The sequence below is a fragment of the Streptomyces filipinensis genome, assembly GCF_014649495.1.
Taxonomy (GTDB): Bacteria; Actinomycetota; Actinomycetes; order Streptomycetales; family Streptomycetaceae; genus Streptomyces; species Streptomyces filipinensis.
On record NZ_BMTD01000022.1, the window covers coordinates 120,826 to 139,673 of the forward strand.

The 18,848-nt window shown below is 71.7% G+C and carries 15 protein-coding genes and 2 pseudogenes; 3 read left to right on the forward strand and 14 right to left on the reverse strand.

Annotated features, from left to right (window positions below; translation table 11 throughout):
- Positions 1-41: 41 nt before the first annotated feature.
- From IE244_RS35170 to IE244_RS35185, 4 genes are all read right to left on the reverse strand, one after another.
- The gene (locus tag IE244_RS35170) at positions 42-2,363 is read right to left on the reverse strand and encodes a GH92 family glycosyl hydrolase (RefSeq protein WP_191877643.1); all 2,322 of its coding nucleotides are present in this window, start codon (positions 2,361-2,363) and stop codon (positions 42-44) included.
- A 123-nt stretch (positions 2,364-2,486) separates the two neighbouring features.
- Entirely contained in the window at positions 2,487-3,743 is a 1,257-nt protein-coding gene (gene glgC / locus IE244_RS35175; RefSeq protein ID WP_191877644.1) for a glucose-1-phosphate adenylyltransferase, read from the reverse strand.
- A 50-nt stretch (positions 3,744-3,793) separates the two neighbouring features.
- Complete coding sequence (gene glgA, locus IE244_RS35180; RefSeq protein WP_191877659.1) at positions 3,794-4,939, reverse strand: glycogen synthase; 1,146 nt, start codon at positions 4,937-4,939, stop codon at positions 3,794-3,796.
- Between the two features lie 47 nt (positions 4,940-4,986).
- Positions 4,987-5,748 carry a (2Fe-2S)-binding protein gene (locus tag IE244_RS35185; RefSeq protein ID WP_191877645.1) on the reverse strand — a complete coding sequence of 254 codons (762 nt, stop codon included), beginning with the start codon at positions 5,746-5,748 and terminating at the stop codon, positions 4,987-4,989.
- Between the two features lie 227 nt (positions 5,749-5,975).
- Here IE244_RS35185 and IE244_RS35190 point away from each other — a divergent pair, with 227 nt between their 5' ends.
- Positions 5,976-7,157 carry a DMT family transporter gene (locus IE244_RS35190; RefSeq protein ID WP_191877646.1) on the forward strand — a complete coding sequence of 394 codons (1,182 nt, stop codon included), beginning with the start codon at positions 5,976-5,978 and terminating at the stop codon, positions 7,155-7,157.
- Here IE244_RS35190 and IE244_RS35195 read toward each other — a convergent pair.
- Complete coding sequence (locus tag IE244_RS35195; protein ID WP_191877647.1) at positions 7,147-8,310, reverse strand: transglycosylase family protein; 1,164 nt, start codon at positions 8,308-8,310, stop codon at positions 7,147-7,149. The two genes, IE244_RS35190 and IE244_RS35195, sit on opposite strands and share 11 nt — an antisense overlap.
- Before the next feature lie 316 nt (positions 8,311-8,626).
- Here IE244_RS35195 and gnd point away from each other — a divergent pair, with 316 nt between their 5' ends.
- Complete coding sequence (gnd, locus tag IE244_RS35200) at positions 8,627-10,066, forward strand: NADP-dependent phosphogluconate dehydrogenase (RefSeq protein WP_191877648.1); 1,440 nt, start codon at positions 8,627-8,629, stop codon at positions 10,064-10,066.
- 479 nt (positions 10,067-10,545) lie between these two features.
- Here the strand turns inward: gnd and IE244_RS35205 are convergent, their stop codons facing one another.
- From IE244_RS35205 to IE244_RS35220, 4 genes and pseudogenes are all read right to left on the reverse strand, one after another.
- Entirely contained in the window at positions 10,546-10,890 is a 345-nt protein-coding gene (locus IE244_RS35205; protein WP_191877649.1) for a GNAT family N-acetyltransferase, read from the reverse strand.
- Positions 10,891-10,931: 41 nt separating this feature from the next.
- The gene (gene panD / locus IE244_RS35210) at positions 10,932-11,351 is read right to left on the reverse strand and encodes an aspartate 1-decarboxylase (RefSeq protein WP_031170185.1); all 420 of its coding nucleotides are present in this window, start codon (positions 11,349-11,351) and stop codon (positions 10,932-10,934) included.
- A 335-nt stretch (positions 11,352-11,686) separates the two neighbouring features.
- On the reverse strand, positions 11,687-11,983 hold the full coding sequence (locus tag IE244_RS35215; RefSeq protein WP_229854597.1) for a hypothetical protein: 297 nt from the start codon (positions 11,981-11,983) through the stop codon (positions 11,687-11,689).
- A gap of 340 nt (positions 11,984-12,323) precedes the next feature.
- A pseudogene (locus IE244_RS35220) lies at positions 12,324-12,665 on the reverse strand (carbonic anhydrase); the annotation flags it as partial.
- Positions 12,666-12,850: 185 nt separating this feature from the next.
- Between IE244_RS35220 and IE244_RS35225 the strand changes: the two are divergent.
- On the forward strand, positions 12,851-14,530 hold the full coding sequence (locus tag IE244_RS35225; RefSeq protein ID WP_191877651.1) for a chloride channel protein: 1,680 nt from the start codon (positions 12,851-12,853) through the stop codon (positions 14,528-14,530).
- Between the two features lie 380 nt (positions 14,531-14,910).
- Here IE244_RS35225 and IE244_RS35230 read toward each other — a convergent pair whose 3' ends face one another.
- The 5 genes and pseudogenes from IE244_RS35230 to IE244_RS35250 all read right to left on the reverse strand — a co-directional run.
- On the reverse strand, positions 14,911-15,447 hold the full coding sequence (locus tag IE244_RS35230) for a MarR family winged helix-turn-helix transcriptional regulator (protein ID WP_158926399.1): 537 nt from the start codon (positions 15,445-15,447) through the stop codon (positions 14,911-14,913).
- 54 nt (positions 15,448-15,501) lie between these two features.
- Positions 15,502-16,050: pseudogene (locus tag IE244_RS35235) on the reverse strand (PP2C family protein-serine/threonine phosphatase); the annotation flags it as partial.
- A gap of 987 nt (positions 16,051-17,037) precedes the next feature.
- The gene (locus tag IE244_RS43075; protein WP_308436307.1) at positions 17,038-17,286 is read right to left on the reverse strand and encodes an ATP-binding protein; all 249 of its coding nucleotides are present in this window, start codon (positions 17,284-17,286) and stop codon (positions 17,038-17,040) included.
- Positions 17,283-17,657: a SpoIIE family protein phosphatase gene (locus IE244_RS43080; protein ID WP_191877652.1), complete on the reverse strand. Its 375-nt coding sequence runs from the start codon at positions 17,655-17,657 to the stop codon at positions 17,283-17,285. The genes IE244_RS43075 and IE244_RS43080 overlap by 4 nt, the downstream gene beginning before the upstream one ends.
- A 765-nt stretch (positions 17,658-18,422) precedes the next feature.
- Positions 18,423-18,848 (reverse strand): flavodoxin family protein (locus IE244_RS35250; protein WP_191877653.1); only part of this gene is annotated, 426 nt, incomplete at its 5' end.

The following is an 18,848-nucleotide window of genomic DNA, read 5'->3' on the forward strand; positions in this document are numbered from 1 at the left end:
CCCGCCCCTTCCACAGGGGCGGGACCAAGGGATACGTGAGGTCACTTCAGAACGGGCTGCGCCGCCTCGGGTGACGTACCCCACTCAGACGGGCGCGGGCCGACCGTGAACGCGAGCGAACGCAGGGAGCGCAGCGCACCCGTCGTCAGATACGTCCGCTCGTGCGGTGTTCCGTCGGCGCGGACGGTCTGGATGTAGCGGTCGGTGGCGGTGGTGCCGGGCGCGGTGACGGTCAGCCCGCCGCTCGGCCAGTACCGGCGGTCCAGGGTGAGGTCGACGCGGTCGAAGACCGGGGTCGACAGGCCCCAGGTGCCGTATCCGGGCTGGATCGGGAACAGGCCGATGGACGACAGCACGTTCCAGGCGGACATCGTGCCCAGGTCGTCGTTGCCCGTCATGCCCGTGGGCCCGTCGGTGAAGAGGGTCAGGGCGGCGTGCACCACGTCGGTGGTCTTCCACGGCTGACCGGTGGCCAGGTAGGTGTAGGGCGCGATGAGGTCGGGCTCGTTCATCGGGTTGTACTTGTCGGCGTTGTAGTACGCGTAGGCGTTGCCGTGCACCCACACCTCGCGGGCGGTCTTCGCGGGGTCGGCCAGCAGCCGGTCGTAGGCGAAGAAGGTGTCCAGGCGCTCGTTGGCGGCACGCTCGCCGCCGATGAGCCGCACCATGCCGGGCACGTCCTGCGGCACGAGCCACTGGTACTGCCAGGCGGTGCCCTCGTGGAAGCCGGTGCCGAGCGCCGGGTCGGCCGAGCCGGTGAAGGCGCCGGCGGCGTCACGGGCGCGGAAGAAGCCGGTCGACGGGTCGAAGATGGTCCGGTAGTTCTGGGCGCGGGCCGCGTACCGGTCGGCGTCGGCCTCGTGGCCGAGCCCGCGGGCCATCTGGGCCAGCATGGCGTCGGCGAGCGCGTACTCCAGGGTGACGGAGGCACCGTGGTGGAAGTCCGAGTCGCCCAGCTTGGCCAGCGGCCGGTCCTTGATGAACGGGGCGAAGCCGTGCGCGAGGTACTCGGCGTTGGCCTCCCGCCCGATGCCCGGATAGTCGGCGGGCGGCACACCGTCCGCGTTCTTCTTGAGCGCGCGGTAGGCCCGCTCCTCGAAGCCCTTGAGCAGCCCCGTCTGGTAGGCCGTGGTCAGGAACGGGGTGACCGGGTCGCCGCTCATGACGTTGGTCTCGACCGGTCCGTAGCCCCACTTCGGCAGCCAGCCGCCGTCCTCGGCGACCGCGACGACCGAGCGGGCCATGTCCCGTGCCTCGTGCGGCGCGAGCAGCGCGAGGAGCTGCGCCTGGGTGCGATAGGTGTCCCACAGCGACCAGTTCTGGTAGTACGTGAACCCGTCGGTACGGTGGGTTCGGCGGTCCCAGCCGAGGTACCGGCCGTCCGCGTCGCTGCCGATGTTCGGCGCGAGGAAGGACCGGTACAGCGAGGAGTAGAAGGTCCGGCGCAGCGTGTCCGTGCCGCCGCGCACCTGGACGGCTGCGAGCCGCTTCTCCCACGCCTCGCGGGCCCGCGCGCGTACGGCGTCGAAGGACCGGCCGCTCTCCGCGTCCAGGTTGCCGGCCGCGCCGCGCGCGTCGACGTAGGACAGGGCGGTGGTCGCCTCGACGGTACGGTCCTCGGTGGTGTCGAAGCGGACGTAGGCGCCGCCGTGCCCGGTGCGCGAGCCCGGGGTGACGGTCTTGCCGTCCCAGGTGCCGTAGGCGGTGAAGGGCCGGCTGAAGCGGGTGATCGTGTAGACCGTGTAGGGACCGGTGTCCCGGCAGAACCCGTGGCCGGTGATCTCGGTGCGCACGGTGTGGTCGTCGAGGATCTCGACGTTGCTGGAGACCGCCTTGTGCAGCGACTGGGCCGCGTTCAGCAGGACGTTGGCCTTGCCGGTGGCGGGGAAGGTGTAGCGCTGCACGCCGGTGCGCTCGGTCGCGGTCAGCTCGGCCCGGATGCCGGAGGACAGGCCGACCCGGTAGTAGCCGGGGCTCGCGGTCTCGTCCTGGTGCGAGAAGCCGGCCGCGTAGGTGGCGTAGTCCGTCTGCGTGACGTCGCCGGTCGTGGGCAGGACGGGCAGGTCGCCGCCGATGCGGCAGCCGACGCCCGAGAGATGGACCAGGGAGAAGCCGCGGATACGGTTCTGGGTGTAGTCGTAACCGGTGTTGTGCCCGGTGTCCGGGGAGAGCTGCACCATGCCGAAGGGCACGGCCGCGCCGGGGAAGGTGTTGCCCTCGTCCTGGCTCCCGATGAACGGGTTGACCAGGTCGGTGAGGTGGCCGTCGGTCCGCTCGGCAGCCCGTGCGTCGGGGGTGGCGATCAGCGCGGACGCTGCCATCACCCCGGCCAGGCACAGCCGCGTGCGCCGGGTCCCTCTCATGTCGGATGACCTCCGGAAGTTCGAGTCGTTGCCTGCATCCTGAAGGGCGAACGACTCAAACCCGGGCAACCGGCGGGAATCACACGAACGCGTCGCGGCGCGGCGCCGGTGACGCGGTGTCCGTCAGGGCACCCGCTGCCCCTTCCCCAGGGCGATCACCCCGCCCTTGGACACGGTGTACAGCTCCGCGTCCCGCGCCGGGTTGACGCCGATGGTCGCGCCGGGCGGGACCTCGACGTTCTTGTCCAGCACCGCGCCGCGCACCACCGCGCCCCGGCCGACGCGCACGTTGTCGTGCAGCACCGAGCCCTGGACCACCGCGCCCGGGTCGACCCGTACGCCCGGGGACAGGACCGACCGGGTGACCTGACCGCGGATCAGGCAGCCCGCGCTGATGATGGACTCGCTCGCGATGCCCCCCGCGTTGAAACGGGCCGGGGACAGCTGGTTGAGATGGGTGTAGACGGGCCACTGGCGGTTGTACAGGTTGAACGCGGGACGCTCGGCGATGAGGTCCATGTGCGCCTCGTAGTAGGCGTCGAGAGTGCCCACGTCCCGCCAGTAGCCCCGGTCGCCGGTGGTCTCGCCGGGCACGTGGTTCTCGCTGAAGTCGTACAGCCGGGCCTCACCGCGGGCGGTGAGCCGGGGCAGGATCGAACCTCCCATGTCGTGCACCGACTGCCCGTCCTCGGCGTCCTGTTGCAGCGCCTCGACGAGGGTCTTGGTGGTGAAGAGGTAGTTGCCCATCGAGGCGAAGACCGTGTCCGGGTCGTCCGGCAGGCCCGGAGGGTCGGCGGGCTTCTCCAGGAAGCGCTCGACGGTCCGGCCGTCCGGACCGGGCGTGATCACGCCGAAGGACGAGGACTTCGCGCGCGGCACCCGGATACCGGCCACCGTCACGCCCGCGCCGGCCTCCATGTGCTGCCGCAGCATCTGCCGCGGATCCATCCGGTACACGTGGTCGGCACCGAACACCGCCACGTACTCGGGCTGTTCGTCGTGGATCAGGTTCAGCGACTGCAGGATCGCGTCGGCGCTGCCCAGGTACCAGCGTGGGCCGAGGCGCTGCTGGGCCGGGACCGGGGTGACGTAGTTGCCGAGCAGGCTGGACATCCGCCAGGTGGTGGTGATGTGCCGGTCCAGCGAGTGCGACTTGTACTGGGTCAGCACGCAGATGCGCAGGATGTCGGCGTTGACGAGGTTGGACAGGACGAAGTCGACGAGGCGGTAGGTGCCGCCGAAGGTGACGGCTGGTTTGGCGCGGTCGGCGGTCAGCGGCATCAGTCGCTTTCCCTCGCCGCCCGCCAGGACGATCCCGAGAACCGAAGGCCCTCCCCCGGTCTCGACTTCACCCGACCGGGGATACCCCCATCGACGCATGGCCGCTCCCCTCACCCTGGTAGAACCATGGCTGCCCCGAGCGGACGGGGCTAAGCCTGCTTGAGGATCTCCTCGTACAGCGCGGCCGTACGTCGCGCCACCGCGTCCCAGCCGAACTCGCCCACCGCGCGCAGCCGTCCGGCCTCGCCCATCCGCCGGGCCGTGTCCGGGTCGGCGAGGACGGTGTCCAGCGCCCGGGCCAGGCCCGCCTCGAAGCCGTCGCCGGCGTCCACGAGGACGCCGGTCCGTCCGTCGTCCACGACCTCCGGGATGCCGCCGACCCGGGAGGCCACGACCGGGGTACCGCAGGCCATCGCCTCCAGGTTGACGATGCCGAGGGGTTCGTACACGGAGGGGCAGACGAACACGGCCGCGCGCGTGAGGAGTTGGATCACCTCCGGGCGCGGCAGCATGCGCGGGATCCAGAACACGCCCGTGCGGACCCGGCTCAGCTCCTCGAACAGCTCCCGGAACTCGCGGTCGATCTCCTGGGTGTCGGGGGCGCCCGCGCAGAGCACCACCTGGGCGCCCGGGTCGATGTCCCGTACCGCCCGCAGCAGCTGGGGCACCCCCTTCTGGCGGGTGATCCGGCCGACGAACAGGACGTACGGGCGGCCGGGGTCGATGCCGTGCCGGGTGAGGGCGTCGGTGCCGTGGTCGGGGCGGTACAGGCGGGTGTCGATGCCGTTGTGCACCACGTGCACGGCGGCCGGGTCGAGCGCCGGGTAGCAGGCGAGGATGTCCTCGCGCATGGCCCCGGACACGGCGACCACCGCGTCGGCGGCCTCGATCGCGGTGCGTTCGGCCCAGCCCGACAGCGCGTATCCGCCGCCCAGTTGCTCCGCCTTCCAGGGGCGCAGCGGCTCCAGCGAGTGGGCGGTGACCACGTGCGGGACGCCGTACAGGAGCTTGGCGAAGTGGCCGGCCAGGTTCGCGTACCAGGTGTGGGAGTGGACGAGTTCGCGGCCCCGGAGGGCGGCGGCGACGGACAGGTCCACGGAGAAGGTGCGCAGCGCGTCGTTGGCGCCGTCGAGCGCGGACCAGGGCCGGTGGCGTACGACCCCCACCCCGCGGCCCTCGCCCCAGCAGTGCACCTCCAGGTCGACCAGCGCTGTCAACTCCCGGGCCAGGAACTCCACATGGACACCGGCGCCGCCGTACACGTCCGGGGGGTACTCCCGGGTCAGCAGTCCCACTCGCACCCGACAACCCCCTGGACTCGGCGGCAGGTTCCTTTTCATGGTCACCCAGACGCGGCCCGTGGGGAAGAGCGCGGAGGCCGGGGGAAGCAGCAGTCGCCGCAGACCCCGCCGCCGGGCACCCGGTAGTACAGGCAGCAGCTGCGGCGGCGGAAGGCCGTGCCGGTGCGGGTGCCGGTGGCGCGCAGCAGGGGGTGGGCGAAGAGTTCGTCCGTCAGGGCGCGGGCCCGGGCGGCCGCGTCGGTACGGCCGTGCGCGCGGGCCCAGCGGTCCAGTTCCCGGGCCGCCCCGGCGAGCGCGGAGCCCGCGTTGCCCCACAGCAGTCCGGGCGCCGTGCCGTACCGGGCCCGCAGGGCCTCCCCCAGCGGTTCCAGGTGTCCGTGCAGTACGGCGGCGGCGAGGGAGGCGGTGTCGCCGGGCCGCTCGCGCAGCCCGGTCAGGTACAGGTCGTCGGGGGCGGCGGCCAGGGGGTCCCAGCGCAGCAGACGGGGGTCGAGATCGGGCAGCCTGCCGTACAGGACGGCGCAGCCGAGGGCCGCCGACCACAGCCGGGCGGCCAGTGCCTGGTGGGCGAGGGAGGCGGCTACGCGCGGCTCGGGCGTGGCGAGCCGGTCCGCGACCGTGTTCACACGCGCCGTCAGGGCGTCGCCGTGCACCTCGCGGGTCACCCGTTCGTAGGTCTCCGCGAGGGTCGGCAGCCGGCCGGGGCCGGGTCCGCCGGTGGCTTCGGCCGGGTCCGGGGCCGTGTGCAGGACGAAGAAGGCGCCGAGCGGGCGGAGGGCGGCGAGAGCGGGGTCGAGGTCCACGACAAGCACTAGTACCAGGTGGGTTCCCGGGCCGGAGCGAGAGGTCCGCCGCTCGCACACCCGTCCCGAGGATGATCGCGTGGCGGGTCTACTCCATCGGCAGTAGGACGCATTGCGTGCTCAGGTACGACGACGGGAGAGGCGCGGGCGGGCAGAGTGTCGGCCATGGAATACGAACGGCCGCCGCGCCGGGCTCAGGGCCCCCGCCCCCCGCAGAGGAGACGCCCGTGAGCGCCCTCGCGTTGTCCGTGCTGCTGTCGTTCGTGTCCGCCCTCGCCTACGCGGCCGGCGCGATCGTGCAGGAGCGGGTGGCGGTGTCCTCGCCCGCCGGCGCGTACCTGCCGCTGCGCCGGCCGGGCTGGTGGGGAGCGCTGGCGCTCAACGGACTCGGCGGGGTGCTGCACGTGGTGGCACTGGCCTACGGCCCGCTCAGCCTCGTCCAGCCGCTGGGCGCGCTGACCATCGTCTTCGCGCTGCCCATGGCGGCGCTGTGCGTCGGCCGCAGGGCCGGGGCGACCGCCTGGCGCGGCGCGGTCATGGCCACGGTGGGCCTCGCCGGCCTGCTGTCCCTGGTCGGTTCCTCCGACGCCCACTCCCTCGACGCGGCCCAGCGGGTGGCGGTCGCGCTGGTCAGCGGCGGCGCCGTCGTGGCGCTGATGTGCGCGGGTCTGGCCGCGCACCGGCACCCTGCGGTGCGCAGTGTGCTGCTCGCCACCGCCGCCGGCGTCGCGTTCGGCATGTCGTCGGTGTTCACCAAGGCCGTCGCCGTGGACTGGACCCGCGGCGCCGGCCTGGCCGCCCTGCCGTCCCTGACGGTGATCGGCCTGTTCGCCGTCGCCGGCGTGCTGCTGTCCCAGGCCTCCTACCGGGGCGGTGGTCTCGCCGCCCCGCTGGCCACGCTGACCGTGGTCAATCCGGTGGTGGCGGCGGCCGTCGGCATCCTGATGCTCGGCGAGACGTTCCGCCACGGCGCCACGGGTGCCGCGCTCGCCGTGAGCTGCGGGGTGGTCGCAGCGGGCGGTCTGATCATGCTGACGACCGAGCGGATCGGGCGCTCCGGGACAGCCGCACCCGCGGACCCCCTTCCCGCCCTTGCGGAGTCCCTTGCCGACGCCCTCGCGGACGCCGCCGCGCCGGCCGCCGTGGCGGAGGGCTGCCCCGGCGTGCCGCAGCAGCGGGTGGCAGCACCGGGCGGGCCGGAGCGGGCCGGGCTCACGGAGGCCGGCGGGGCGTTCGGCGAGCCGGCCCTGCGGGACCTGATCGTGCCGGGACCGGGCGGCGCGGAGTGTGCCGACGGCGGCGCGTCGCCGGCCGGCCGTGTGTTCCCCGCGTCGTACACCGCCCTGCCCGCGGGCGTCCAGGTGCCGCTGCCCGTCCTGGACCCGCCCCGGCCGCGCGTCAGATCCTGACGCCGCCGGCCCGCAGATAGGCGAGCGGGTCGACGTCCGTGCCGAAGCCGGGGCCGGTGCGCACCTCGAAGTGCAGGTGCGGGCCGGTGACGTTCCCGGTGGCTCCGGAGCGGCCGATGCGCCGGCCCGCGGCGACGTTCTGCCCGGCCCGCACGGAGATCGCCGACAGGTGCCCGTACTGGGTGTAGTGGCCGTCCGCGTGCCGGATCACGACCTGGTAGCCGTACGAGCCGCCCCATCCCGCGGCCACCACCTGCCCGGCCTCCGCGGCCTTGACGGAGGTGCCGGTGGGCACGAGGAAGTCGACGCCGGTGTGGTAGCCCTTCGACCAGTGCGAGCCCGCCACGCGGTAGCCGGTGCCGATGGGGGCGTCGACCGGGGGGACGAGCGTGCGGCTGCCGGACCTGGTGTGGTGCGGGGCGCTCCGGTGCTCCGAAGGGGCTTTCCGCTTCGGGGAGTTGGTGTCCTTCTTCGGGGACTCGGTGGAGGTGGCGGCCGTGCCGTGCAGGCTGAGCCGCTGGCCGGGCAGTATCAGGTCGGGATCGGACCCGATCGTCGCGCGGTTGCCGGTGTAGAGCCCGCGCCAGCCGCCGCGGACATGGTGCTCGCCGGCGATGCCGGAGAGCGTGTCGCCGTGCACCACCGTGTACATCTCGGCCCGGCCGGCCCGCGACTGCGGGGTGGTCTGGGGCTGTACGTCCCGCAGGGAGCTCTTCCTGGCTGCTTTCGCGGGCCGGGTGGCGGCGCTGTCCGTGTGCGCTGCGGGGCCGGCGTCGCCCCGGCCGAGCCCGGCCCGCACCGAGCACACCGGCCAGGCGCCCGGCCCCTGTCCGTCGAGGACCCGCTCGGCCACGGCGATCTGCTGGCCCCGGCTCGCGAGGTCGGCGCGCGGGGCGTACCGGGCGCCGCCGTACGCCTCCCAGGTGGACTGGGTGAACTGCAGCCCGCCGTAGTAGCCGTTGCCCGTGTTGATGCTCCAGTCGCCGCTGGACTCGCAGGCGGCGACCTTGTTCCAGGTGGAGGCGTCGGCCGCGTCGGCCGTTGCGGCGGCGACGAGCGGGATCGCGAGGCCGGCGCCGCCCGCCGTGACGGTGAGTGAGGCGCGGTTGATCCTGTTCGGCTGGTACCGGCGATGCCGGCCGCGTACGGCCATGTCCGAATTCCCCTCGGCATGCGTCAGGAGGGGCAAAAGTAAGCGCCGCGAACAGGCCATGACAAGACGGAAAACCGGCCTCCCCCGCCGCCCAAGTGGCCGGGAACGGCCCTCCCTTGACCCGGATCACCGGGCGACCGCGGCCCGGACCGGCGGCGAGTGCGGCCCGGATCGCCGGAGACTGAGGCCGAAGGCGCCCTCGCCCCGTACACAAGCGTGGCGGGCCGGATGTGCGCTCGCCGGAGCGGCACGTCAGGATGGGCGAGGACCCGTACTGACGGTGCCGTAGTCACGAAGCAGCTAGGGAGCAGGCGGTATGAGCACTTCAGCGCAGATCGGTGTCACGGGCCTCGCGGTCATGGGCCGCAACCTGGCCCGGAACTTCGCCCGCAACGGCTACACGGTCGCCGTGCACAACCGTACGGTGTCGCGGGCGCAGGAGCTCGTGAAGGAGTTCGGGCACGAGGGCGACTTCGTCCTGGCCGAGACCGCGAAGGAGTTCGTGGCCGCCCTGGAGCGCCCGCGCCGCCTGGTGATCATGGTGAAGGCGGGTGAGCCGACGGACGCGGTGATCCAGGAGTTCGCGCCGCTCCTCGAACCCGGGGACATGATCATCGACGGCGGCAACGCGCACTTCGCGGACACCCGGCGCCGGGAGCGGGAGCTGCGCGAGCGGCGCATCCACTTCGTCGGCACCGGCATCTCCGGCGGCGAGGAGGGCGCGCTGCACGGGCCGAGCATCATGCCGGGCGGTTCGAAGGAGTCGTACGAGTCGCTGGGCCCGATGCTGGAGAAGATCTCGGCCAAGGCGGCGGACGGCGCGCCGTGCGTGACGCACGTGGGTCCGGACGGCGCCGGGCACTTCGTGAAGATGGTCCACAACGGCATCGAGTACGCCGACATGCAGCTGATCGGCGAGGCGTACCAGCTGCTGCGCGACGTCGCGGGGTACACGCCGGCGCAGATCGCGGACATCTTCCGCACCTGGAACACCGGCCGGCTGGACTCGTACCTGATCGAGATCACCGCCGAGGTGCTGTCCCACGTGGACGCGGCGACCGGCAAGCCGTTCGTGGACGTCGTCGTCGACCAGGCCGAGCAGAAGGGCACCGGCCGCTGGACGGTGCAGATCGCGCTGGACCTCGGTGTTCCGGTGTCCGGCATCGCCGAGGCGGTCTTCGCGCGCTCGCTGTCCGGTCACGCGGCGCTGCGGGCCGCCTCGCGGGACCTCGCGGGGCCGAAGCCGGCGGCGCTGAGCGGGTCGGAGGCGGCGGCGTTCGCCGACCGGGTGGAGCAGGCGCTGTACGCGTCCAAGATCGTGTCGTACACGCAGGGCTTCCACGAGATCGCCGCGGGCAGCGAGGAGTACGGCTGGGACATCGATCTCGGTGCGGTCTCGTCGATCTGGCGGGGCGGCTGCATCATCCGGGCCGCCTTCCTGGACCGGATCCGCGCCGCCTACGACGCCCGCGCCGATCTGCCGAGCCTGCTGTCGGACGAGACGTTCGCGCGTGAGATCGCGGACGCGCAGGACGACTGGCGGGAGGTGCTGATCGCCGCGACGCGGCAGGGGGTGCCGACGCCGGGGTTCGCGGCGGCGCTGGCGTACTACGACGCGCTGCGGGCGCAGCGGTTGCCTGCGGCGCTCACGCAGGGGCAGCGGGACTTCTTCGGGGCGCACACCTATCGGCGGGTGGACCGGGAGGGTGCGTTCCACACGCTGTGGGGCGGGGACCGGTCCGAGGTTTCCGCGTAGGCCGCACGCTCCGGGGCCCGCGCGCCCCAGGGGCGGTGGGGGCCGCCGTCGGGCGGGTGCGCCGTGGCCGGTCGCGCCCGCGGCGGTACGGCCCCGCGCCCCTGGAGGACCGGCGCGCCGCGGCCGGCCTCTCACGTCAGGGGCGGACCGGGTTCGGGGTTCGGTACGGGCTCCGGGCCGGGCGGGATCGGGGACGGTGAGGGTTCCGGCGGGCCCGGGGCCGGTGGGGCCGGGGGCGGGGTCGGGTCCGGGCCCGGTGCGGGCGGGGTGGGCTGGGGGCCCGGCTCGGGCGGTGGGACGGGGCTCGGGTAGGGGTCCGGCGGGGTGGGCCCCGGTCCCGGTGTCGGGCCCGGGGGGACCGGGTCGGGGTGCGGGTGCGTCATGGTGTCCTCCGGGCAGTCGCTGGACGTCGCCTCTGGACTACTCCCCCGCCTACCCGACGGGCCCTCGGTCACTCACCCGACAGGGCGAGCAGCCGCTCAGAACCGGCCGGGGTGCGCCCGCAGCCAGTCCTCGGCGGCTCCCCTCAGCTCCGGATCGGCGGGCGGGGCGACCTCAGGGTGCCGCTCGGCCCACCGGGCCACGTAGGGGCACAGCGGCACCACGGGGACGCCCTCGCGCTCGGCGAGGGCGTACAGCTCGCGGGCGAGGGAACCGGCGATGCCCTTGCCCTCGTGGGCGGGCTCGACGATCGTGTGGACCGGGACCAGGGCGCGTGCCGGTGCCTCCAGCACGAAGTACTCGACCCGGCCCACGACTTCGCCCTCGCCGACGGCCTCCAGGCGGCCCGCCGCCCGGTCGTCGCGGATCTCGGTCTCGCTCATGGGCACGCCACGCTCCTGGTCCGGTCCGGCGCGGGCCTCGGTCAGGCCCCGACGGCCTGCGGGCTGCGCTGCTGGTCCGAGCCGGGGACCGGCTCGGAGGGGTCGGCGCCGAGGGACACGATCCGGTTGCCGCCGTCGACGTGCACGACCCGCGGCTTCAGCTCCCGCGCCTCGGCGTCGGTGACCTGAGCGTAGCTGATGATGATCACCAGGTCCCCGGGGTGCACGAGGTGGGCGGCGGCCCCGTTGATCCCGACGACCCCGGATCCGCGCTCGCCCTCGATGACGTACGTCTCCAGCCGGGCGCCGTTGGTGATGTCGACGATGTGCACCAGCTCGCCGGGCAGCAGGTCGGCGGCGTCGAGGAGGTCGGCGTCGATGGTCACCGATCCCACGTAGTGCAGGTCGGCCTGGGTGACGGTGGCGCGGTGGATCTTGGACTTGAACAGAGTACGCAGCACTTTGGACTCCTGTTTGACGGCTCCCTGCCTGCTTTGTGCAGGTCAAGGGCGGTCTTCACTGTACACGGGCACGCGTCGGACTCGAAGATACCGAGGAACATCGACTTCGCTCGGGCAAGAAGGCTCCTCACCTGCACTTTCCGTGCGAACCAGGCTGTCTCTCCATCGCCAACCAAGCACCTGCTCGAACACCCGTCCCCGGATGTGCGAGGACTGATGCTGACCGGATGCTGACTTACCCGGCTATACGCTTGCCTTCCGGCTTGGAAGTAACAGCCTGGGCGGACGGCCGGAACTCAGCTGCCCACCAAGTGGTAGCGACTGTGATCGATCGATCACAGTCGTGAGCCCGGCCTGGTTGAACCACAAGGCTGCAGACCGTGCGCTTCCCCGAACGGTTCACCGGCGGCCGCCGCGGCACCGCCACCCTGGGGGTAGCGGGCCACCAACTGGTGGTAATTGACGATGACCAGCGCGATGAGGGCGACGACCAAGCCCATGGTCGGCAGCAGCAGGTCCAGGTCGCCGTGCAGGGCCCGCAGCGCGGCCTCGATCGCGTAGGCGACGGACGACACCGGGTCGGCCATCACCGCGAACGCGAACGCGAGCAACAGCACTGGGCGGGCGTGCAACAGCGCCCTCCACCGCGCGACCGGGGTGGTCGGCTGGGCCGTGACGACCGGGTGTGGGGTGGTTGTGCTGGGGCGGGTGCTTTTCACGGCGGCGACTTCCAGATCGGGGGAACCCATGACGGAGTTGCATCGCCGACCAGACTTCCCGGCACACCGAGGCGAGACCCTACGTCAAAGCTCCGACAGCAAGACGTCAAAAAGCCGTTAAAACCAGCCCGAACCCACTTTCGCGGGACATCACGCCTCAGGGCTCTTGATCATGCGCCTGCCGGGCGCCCACCGCATGCGCGGCCCTGGCGGGCGATCTCCTGCCTGATCTGCAGGACCCTGCCTCTGCTCCTTACAGAGCCGAGGCGACGGGCAGGTCGAGGCCGCGGGCTGCGACGAGACGTGCGGTCCCGTCGGCCAGGCTGTAGCACAGGCCCACCACAGCGGCCTGCCCGTCGACCACCCGCTGGGCCAGGAGGCGGGAGCGGTCCAGCAGCAGGTCGACGGTGTGCTTTACGTGCTCCGCGAGGATCTCGTCGGCACTCACGCGTCCGGCGGCCCGCGCCGCCAGCACGCTGGGAGTGACACGCTCGACGACGTCCCGGATGTAGCCGGCCGGCGCCATACCGTCCTCCAGCGCTGCGCACGCCGCGCCGACCGCCCCGCACGAGTCGTGGCCGAGTACCACCACCAGGTCCCGATGGGTGGACAGACAAAGCGCCCTCTTGACTGGTTTTGCATAATGCAAATGTAGGAAGGGGTAAATAAATGACTGCCATACCGGCGACGAGGGACAGGACACGAGGACCCATCACGGCAGCGAACGGGGCCGAATCCGCGCGAAGGCTCGCGGGGCTACGGAACGCCTCGTGGGGTGTCATGGCATTGGCCACGGTGGTCGGTGCCGGTGCGGGCGTCGGCTCGGTCGTCTTCCGCTGGTGCATCAAGACCTTCACCCGCCTCCTGTCCGGTCACAACGACTACTCCGCGTCCCCCGGCACAAGCAATCCGCACGTGCCCTGGCTGGGCCCGTACTTCGTGCTGCTCGTCCCGGTGATCGGCGGTCTGCTGTACGGCCCGCTGGTCAACCGGTTCGCCAAGGAGGCCCGCGGACACGGCGTGCCGGAGGTCATGCTGGCCGTCGCCCAGCGCGGCGGGAAGATCAGTCCCAAGGTCGCCGTCGTCAAGACGCTCGCCTCCGCGCTGACCATCGGCTCCGGCGGCTCGGTCGGCCGCGAGGGCCCGATCGTGCAGATCGGCTCCGCGCTCGGCTCGACCCTCGGGCGGGTGACCAAGGCGGCCGAGGGGCGGACCAAGCTCCTGGTCGCCTGCGGCGCGGCGGGCGGCATCGCGGCCACCTTCAACGCTCCCCTGGCCGGCGTCTTCTTCGCCATGGAACTGATCCTCGGCACCTTCTCGGCGGAGGCGTTCGGAGCGACGGTGCTGGCCAGCGTCACCGCCAGCGTCATCGGGCGCGCCTCCTTCGGCGACGTGGCTTTCCTGTCCCTGCCCGCCTTCCACGTCGACCACCTCGCCCAGTACGGCTTCTTCGCCCTGCTCGGTATCGTCGCCGCCCTCGTCGGCCTGGGCTTCACCCGCTTCCTCTACCTGATCGAGGACGCCTGCGACTGGCTCTGGCGCGGTCCGGAGTGGCTGCGCCCCGCGGTCGGCGGCGGGCTGCTCGGCCTGGTGCTGCTGGCGCTCCCGCAGATGTACGGCGTCGGCTACCCGGTCCTGGAGAAGGCGACCGAAGGCGGCTACGCCGTCGGTTTCCTGCTCCTGCTGCTGGCCGGCAAGATGCTGGCGACCAGCCTCACCATCGGCATCGGCGGCTCGGGCGGCGTCTTCGCGCCCAGCCTGTTCATCGGTGCCATGCTGGGCTCCGCGTACGGCATCGGCCTCCACCACCTGCTGCCCGGCACCGCCGGCGCGGTGGGCGCGTACGCCCTGATCGGCATGGGTGCCACCTTCGCCGGAGCCGCCCGGGCACCGATCACCGCGGTGGTCATCCTCTTCGAGCTGACCGGCGAGTACTCGATCATCCTGCCCATGATGCTGGCCATCGTGCTGGCCACCGCCACGAGCCGCCTGCTCTCCCGGGACACCATCTACACCCTGAAGCTGCGCCGCCGCGGCATCGACCTCGAAGGACCCGCCCCCGGAGCGGCCATCGGCACTCAGCACGTCGGTGCCGTCATGGAGCCACTGCCCTCCCCCTTGCCCGCGACGACAGCCCTCGCCGACGCCGCCGGCCTCCTGAGCCTGTCCGGCCACGGCGCGCTCCCGGTCGTCGCCGACACCGGCGAGTACGTCGGCGTCGTCACGGCCCAGGCAGTGGCCGAGGCCCTCGCGGAACAACCGGACGCCGCGCCCCGGACGGTTGAACGACTCGCCGCGCCACCGACGACCGTCACGACGGAGCAGCCTCTCGCCCAGGCCCTGCACGCCCTGCTGTCGGCCGCCGGAACCGGGGTACCCGTCCTGGATTCCGAGCGGGGCAAGCCGGTGGGATGGCTCAGCCACCAGAGCGCCCTTCGTGCGGTACACGCGACCACCTGAACTCGCCTCCCCAGGTGTTGCGATCCACACCCGAGAACTCTTTTGCATTGTGCAAAAATGGGCACAGGGGGCACCTTGATGGGCATTCCGCTCCAAGGAGGTGAACCGTGGACACGAAGCACGTCCGGCGCGCCTACTCGTTCGTCTGCCTCGACTGCGGGCACGGATGGGAAAGCGCGTACGACATGGGCTGGGGTGCGAGGTGTGACTCAGCGGAGGACGAGGACCGACGCCTTCGGCGCATGCGTGCCGCACCCCGCATTCTTGTCCCTGTCCATCGGCGACCGCCGATGCTCCTCCAGTTCGCTTGCATTATGCAAAACGTGAGGGAGGCAGAGATAGGGAGCCCTGAAGGCAGTTCACGGCCGACCGCGCCCCCGTCAGGCGTCGTGCGCCAGCGTTCCGTCCACGATCCAGCCGAGCGGGTGCGGCTCCGGATCGTCCGCTCCCGGTGCGGGAGGCTCGCCTCCCGCCTCGTTGAAGGCGTTGAGCGCCTCCACGAGCGCCAGCCGTTCCATCGGGCGAAGTCGTTCGACGATGGCGGCGATCTCGGCGCGCCGCCGGGCGGTGACTTCCTCGACGGTGCGCCGGCCCTCTTCAGTCAGCCGCAGCAGGGTCTCGCGACGGTTGACGGGATTGGCCTGCCGGTCGGCAAGCCCGGCGACGATGAGCCGGTCGACCATGCGCATGGCGGTGGAAGGTGCCACCTGGAGCAGCTCGGCGAGCTCGACCAGCTTGGTCGTCCCCCTGGTGGACAGCACCACCAGCATCCGGAACTGGGCGACGGTCACCCGCTCCTCCACCGCCGCCAACGATCGGGCGGAGACCGCCACCAACAGGCGCGACGCGGTCAGCACCGCTCTGGTAACCGCATCTACGTCGTCCAAGGCACCCTTGGGGGTCTGCTGCTCCGCCATGCATCCTTTGTACCGTGCCGAAGCGGCCCGCTCGCTCTTCATACGAACAGACATTCATCCCGCATGGTCGTGATAGCGGAGCAAAGGCATCGCGGCATCGTCATGTCGCGGCCCGGCGGCATGCCGGACCAAGTCCTCACGCAGCGCCTCCAGGGCACGATCCGCATCCGGTTCCTTCAGCAGGCCCGCCCGGTCACCGAGCGGATAGGAGGAGCCGCCCGGGTCCCGGGCTTCAGTGACACCGTCCGTGTACAACAGCAACTGATCACCGGGCGCGAAGACCACCCGACAGGGACGCGGCCCCTCACTGCCATGCGCGCCCAGACCCAGCGGCAGGGCGAAGGACGGCGGCTGTGGAAAAGCGGCGCTGCCACTTTCACGGACAACCAACGGGGCCGGATGCCCGTAGTTGAGGAAGACCGCCTCGTACTCCGATCCGACCTCAGCGAGGACCGCGGTCACGAACTTCTCTCCCTCCAGCTCGCGGGCCACACTCCGCTCCCGCCGCTCCCCCAGCCTGACCAGGTCCGGCTCGTCGTGGGCTGCCTCCCGGAAAGCGCCGAGCACGACGGCGGCCGTCTCCACCGCGGCCAGCGGCAACCCGCTCGCCAACAAGCCCGTCCTGCAATGGTTTCCGTCCTTCGGCCCCATGCAGTTCGCCGTCGGCGGGGCATTCGGCCACACGACCCTGTGGGGACACCTCGCACTGGGACTCGGGTGGGCCGCCGCGTTCAGCACGGCAGGGCTGGTCATCTTCCGAATCCGGACCCGCAAGCGCACAGGCAGGTGACAACACGCTCGACCAGGGCAATGCTCATGGCCCGGACGTGAGCGCTCCCTGCCCGGCATCCTGCTCACTCTCCTGGCCGGTGAGGCAGGGCTGCACCTGCGGTTCTCCCTGAGACAGGGCACGACGACAGGTGCTCTGACCGATCGCTCGAGCCGGATGGTGGCACTGGCCGGCCATCTCCTGTATGGCGCGCCGGGTCAGTACGTCTGACTCCTACGACAGGCCATGCAGGCCGCGCCGTGACGCTCAGGGGTGCCCACCGGCCGACGGCCGGTCCGGAGGGGTACCCCTGACCGGCCAGCGGCCGGTCCGCCCCTCACTCGGCCTGCGCCGCATCGCCGCCACATGCGGGTAATTTACGTAGCTCCTTGACCCGAGCTTTGCGCAGTGCAAAGAATGGAGAACACGGACACCTGTCGGCCGAGCCCCTGGATGCTTTGTGCCGGCTGGAGCACCAGCGACCATCCGGTCTCGGATGCGGCATTCTTGGACGAGTGTGTGCGGTTCCGCGCCGAGGCCGGCGGGGAGGACACCGTTCCCACACCACTGCGGCTGAGCACAGTGCCATGTTTCAGAAGGTCAGCCATGAACGCGGAGCACGCCCGTTGCATCCCTTGCTCATTTCTCTGTCTCGACTGCAGACATGGCTGGGACGGCACGTACGACATCGACATGATCGTGGACGAGCGTGACAGGATCGCTCCCGTCTACCACCTTGACGGCAGGCAGTCGCCCCGCTGCCCCGCCTGCCAGAGCCATCAGATCCACGTTGCGCGGCGATGGCGGATCCGCCCGCCGGGCTAGCCGATCGCGTCAGCCGCAATGACCTGCTCCGTCCAGATGATCTTGCCGGTCTTCGTGTACCGCGTGCCCCAGCGGCGGGCCATGTGGGCCACGGTCAGCAGGCCCCGTCCTCCCTCGTCGGTGGTCCGCGCGTGACGCAGGCGGGGCGAGGTGCTGCTGGCGTCGGAGACTTCGCAGATCAGGCCGCGGTCCCGGATAAGGCGCAGGCAGCCCGGCCCGGCCGCATGGCGGATCGCGTTGGTCACCAGTTCAGGGGACCTGCATCGCGGCAATCAGGCACGGGGTTCGATCCTTTCGGCATGGGCAGCCCGATCAAGAGCAGCGTCACATCGTCGTCATGCGTGGCCGTGGCCGGCAGGAGGGTCTTGATCAGCAGGTCTGCGGTCCGGTCGAGGCTTTCCTGATCTGCGCGTATTCCTTTCAGCGCCGAGTCGAGCGTGCGGGCGAGGGTGTCGATCTGGGCCTCGATGGCGGTGCCGGGCCTTTCGACCAGTCCGTCGGTATAGATGGCCAGCGTGCTGCCCGGCGGCACCGGCTGGGTCGCCTGCCGGAACGGCACCCCTGCGCCGCACGGATCGTTGACGCCCAGCGGGACTCCGACCGGCGTCTTGAGCATTCGGGCGGGCCCACCGGGGGGGGCAGGGCGATGACCGGGACAGGACGAGCCCGCCCAGCAGCGGCGGAACCACCAGGACGGTGGCGAACAGCCGGCGCCCCAATGCTCCCGTGGTGCCCGCGTTCATCAGCAGTCCGGCAGGACCGCTGTCCGGCCGGGCGAGGAAGGCGGCGATGCCCAGCAGCACCAGAGCCACTCCGGTGTAAAGGGCCATCCCCTTGTACGCACCGAACCGCTCGAGTTCGGGCACGGCGTACGCGAACCCGTACAGTTGGGTGACCGTCGGGGTCCGCGCGGCCGGAGCGCTGGCCGTGGTGATCGGTGGACTCACCGCCGTGGAGTACGCGACCGGGGCGGCGCTGGGTATCGATGAGCTTCTCTTCAAGGACGCTGCCCGGACGGCGTCGGAGGTGCCCGGCCGGATGGCACCGAACGCAGCTGCTGCACTGCTGGCCGGGGGCGTGGCAGCCCTGTGCGCGAGCGCGTCCCGTCTGCCCGCATGGACGAGCCAGGTCCCGGCCTGGCAGTCCTCACCCTGGGAATGCTGCGAACACCGCCGTGGCTCTGCTGGCAATCGGTGTCTCCCTGTTTCTGGTGGCTCGCCGCCGTGTCACCCCGCGTTCATGGCCGCATCGCCACCGGGCACACGCCCGAGGACGTCAATGCCGAAGATCCAGCCGGCGAGACCCGACGCCCCCAGCACAGCGGCCAGCAGGGCGGCGCCCTGAGCCACCACGTGCGCCCGCCGGTTTCCCCGGCATCACGTCACCGGTGTTCGGGGTTCTCGTAGTCGCGGCGGCAGCCGGCGTCCCAGGCGGTGCGCTGGTTGCCGTAGGCGGGGATGCCGCCGAGGTCCTTCAGGGCCCGGGCCAGGTGGAGCAGGTTCCAGGTCATGAAGGTGGTGTTGCGGTTGGTGAAGTCGTTCTCCGGGCCGCCCGAACCGGGGTCGAGGTACGAGGGGCCGGGGCCCGCCTCGCCGATCCATCCGGCGTCCGCCTGGGGCGGGATGGTGTAGCCCAGGTGCTGCAGGCTGTAGAGGACGTTCATGGCGCAGTGCTTGACGCCGTCCTCGTTGCCGGTGATCAGGCAGCCGCCGACGCGGCCGTAGTAGGCGTACTGCCCGGCTTCGTTGAGCAGGCTGGAGCAGGCGTAGAGGCGCTCGATCACCTGCTTCATCACGGAGCTGTTGTC

Coding starts and splice junctions, on each gene's coding strand:
- IE244_RS35170 (WP_191877643.1), bottom strand. CDS start 2,363: ATGAGAGGGACCCGGCGCACGCGGCTGTGCCTGGCCGGGGTGATGGCA.
- glgC (WP_191877644.1), bottom strand. CDS start 3,743: ATGCGTCGATGGGGGTATCCCCGGTCGGGTGAAGTCGAGACCGGGGGA.
- IE244_RS35195 (WP_191877647.1), bottom strand. CDS start 8,310: ATGGCCGTACGCGGCCGGCATCGCCGGTACCAGCCGAACAGGATCAAC.
- gnd (WP_191877648.1), top strand. CDS start 8,627: ATGAGCACTTCAGCGCAGATCGGTGTCACGGGCCTCGCGGTCATGGGC.
- IE244_RS35205 (WP_191877649.1), bottom strand. CDS start 10,890: ATGAGCGAGACCGAGATCCGCGACGACCGGGCGGCGGGCCGCCTGGAG.
- IE244_RS35225 (WP_191877651.1), top strand. CDS start 12,851: ATGGCATTGGCCACGGTGGTCGGTGCCGGTGCGGGCGTCGGCTCGGTC.
- IE244_RS35230 (WP_158926399.1), bottom strand. CDS start 15,447: ATGGCGGAGCAGCAGACCCCCAAGGGTGCCTTGGACGACGTAGATGCG.
- IE244_RS43080 (WP_191877652.1), bottom strand. CDS start 17,657: ATGCTCAAGACGCCGGTCGGAGTCCCGCTGGGCGTCAACGATCCGTGC.